Source organism: Caballeronia arationis (genome assembly GCF_001544975.2).
Taxonomy (GTDB): Bacteria; Pseudomonadota; Gammaproteobacteria; order Burkholderiales; family Burkholderiaceae; genus Caballeronia; species Caballeronia arationis.
This window is the reverse complement of sequence record NZ_FCOG02000393.1, coordinates 1-1820: the sequence shown is the minus strand read 5'-3', so window position 1 is coordinate 1820 and position 1820 is coordinate 1. Positions and strand designations below refer to the sequence as shown.

The 1820-nt window shown below is 60.1% G+C and carries 2 protein-coding genes and 1 pseudogene; all 3 read right to left on the bottom strand.

Going from position 1 to position 1820, the window contains the following annotated elements:
* Window positions 1–538, bottom strand: a pseudogene (locus AWB81_RS42575) (hypothetical protein); the annotation flags it as partial.
* 101 nt (window positions 539–639) lie between these two features.
* Entirely contained in the window at window positions 640–1077 is a 438-nt protein-coding gene (locus tag AWB81_RS42570) for a hypothetical protein (protein ID WP_144444380.1), read from the bottom strand.
* Between the two features lie 224 nt (window positions 1078–1301).
* Complete coding sequence (locus AWB81_RS42565; RefSeq protein ID WP_235026249.1) at window positions 1302–1790, bottom strand: hypothetical protein; 489 nt, start codon at window positions 1788–1790, stop codon at window positions 1302–1304.
* Window positions 1791–1820: the final 30 nt, after the last annotated feature.

The following is a 1820-nucleotide window of genomic DNA, read 5'->3' as shown; positions in this document are numbered from 1 at the left end:
GAACGGGCTTGCCCGCCGCGAGCGCGTAGGCGACATGAACCTCGTGCCGACCATTGCTCTGCCGGTTGTCCAGAATCGGGCCCGCGTAGCGGAACCCGAACCGGCGCTGCGACTCGTCCTGCAGCAGCTCGAACAGGTCCAACCCGCGACGGCCGCTTTTCGCCGCCTCTTTGTTGGCTTGCGCCATTTGATCGGATGAAAACAAGTACAGCGGCTCCCGCGCCAAATCAAAAGCCAGATAGAGCAGTTGCCAGTGCTCGCGCCGGATTTGCCACGGCTCAAGCGCGGCGAACGACGGTCTGAAGTAAGCCGCGTCGATTTCGTCGATGAGCGACAGGAAAAGGGTCGTCGCCGTCCCGGGCCGACGAACGGTGAGCTTACCGTTGAAGCGAGTGACGGATACGGGGTGGCTGAAGAACGTGAGAGCGATCTCTGCCGCGTCGACTGCTGCCACGCACGTGTCGTCTCGCAGGAAACGGAGCACTTCGAGGATCGTGCGGAAAGACTGGGCGAAGCCCGAGAAGGAAAGCTGGTACATGGTCGACTGCCTCGGAAAGTTGCGGGCAATCGCTCCCTGTCGGGTCGATGCCCGGCAAGGGTTAAGTGCGCCGAAACGGGCGCGGGGAAGCTGAAAAGCTATTACGCCGCGTCGAGTAGACGCGCGATCAGACGAGCGAGCGACCACGCGTGGTCACTGGAGAACACCTTGGCGCGAAGCAGCGGCATGATCGCGCAGGTCCGATCAAGCGAGTCGCTCAGCCGCGGTCGACTGACGAAGTCCACATGAACGATCCAGCCTTCCGAATCGCCGATGCACACAGACACGGAAATCCGATCATGTGCCGACGGTTCAGGCCACGGTCTGTTGTGGCGTGCTCCGTACATCGCTTCGTTGGCGTCGTCCTGCAGGTTCGCGTGACAGAGCCATTCCGGTTCGAGCTCCGTCCCGCGCAAGAAGCGGCACAAACCTTCGAAAACCTGATCGACCGTCTTGCCGTCGGTGTTCAGCCGGGCGACTGACTTGATATCGACGGCGCCAGAAGCGGTGATACCGCTGGTGACAGCAGCCGGCAGCACATCGGCGTTTGCTTGAGACATAAACTGCTCCTGAAATGAAAAACGCGCCCGAAGGCGCGCTAGAAAAGGAAGTCGAAAAAAAACCGCACCCCAAAAAGGTGCGGTTTTGTCTTTGGACTCAGCTTGCGCTGCGTCGAATCATTTGCCCCAATCGCGTTCGCGATCGGCTTTTTGCCCGTTATGCCCGGTCCAGAGGAAGAAACCGGCAATGGAGAGGCCAAGCACTACCGTGAAAATCGTCGCACCCATTTCACTCTCCTTTCATATTGAAATAGCCGCAGTACCATAATACTAACCCCAAGCGCCGCAAGGGCGATCGTGTTCACCGCCGTCAACGGGTCCCACGACGACGCCGAATGGGCGTATCCCACTGCGCCGACTATGGAAGCCGCTGAGAGGGTGTGCAGTAGACGCCCGTTTTGCTGGCGCTGGTCTTTGGTCGGCGTCTTAATTGCATGAACTATCTGCCGCCATCCGGGGCCTGGAGCCGCGGGAATCGTGACTGCGTACCGGCCGCCGACATTGGTCACTGGCAGGATGAAGCCCATGTACTCGAGTGTGAACGAGGGCGAACACTCCGATTCCTCCATCTTGCCCAAGAGGCCGAGTACACGCGGCGCCAGATGAACCTGACCTGTTGTTGCATCGAGAGTGACCCGGTCCACGATCGTGGTGCCGGAGCTGTACTCGATTTTCACCTTCGCCAGCTTCATCGGCGACCTCCGCACTTCAGGTCGATGCCG

Bases quoted from the DNA above. Each gene is read 5' to 3' on its own strand.
- AWB81_RS42565 (WP_235026249.1), bottom strand. From the start codon at position 1,790: ATGAAGCTGGCGAAGGTGAAAATCGAGTACAGCTCCGGCACCACGATC.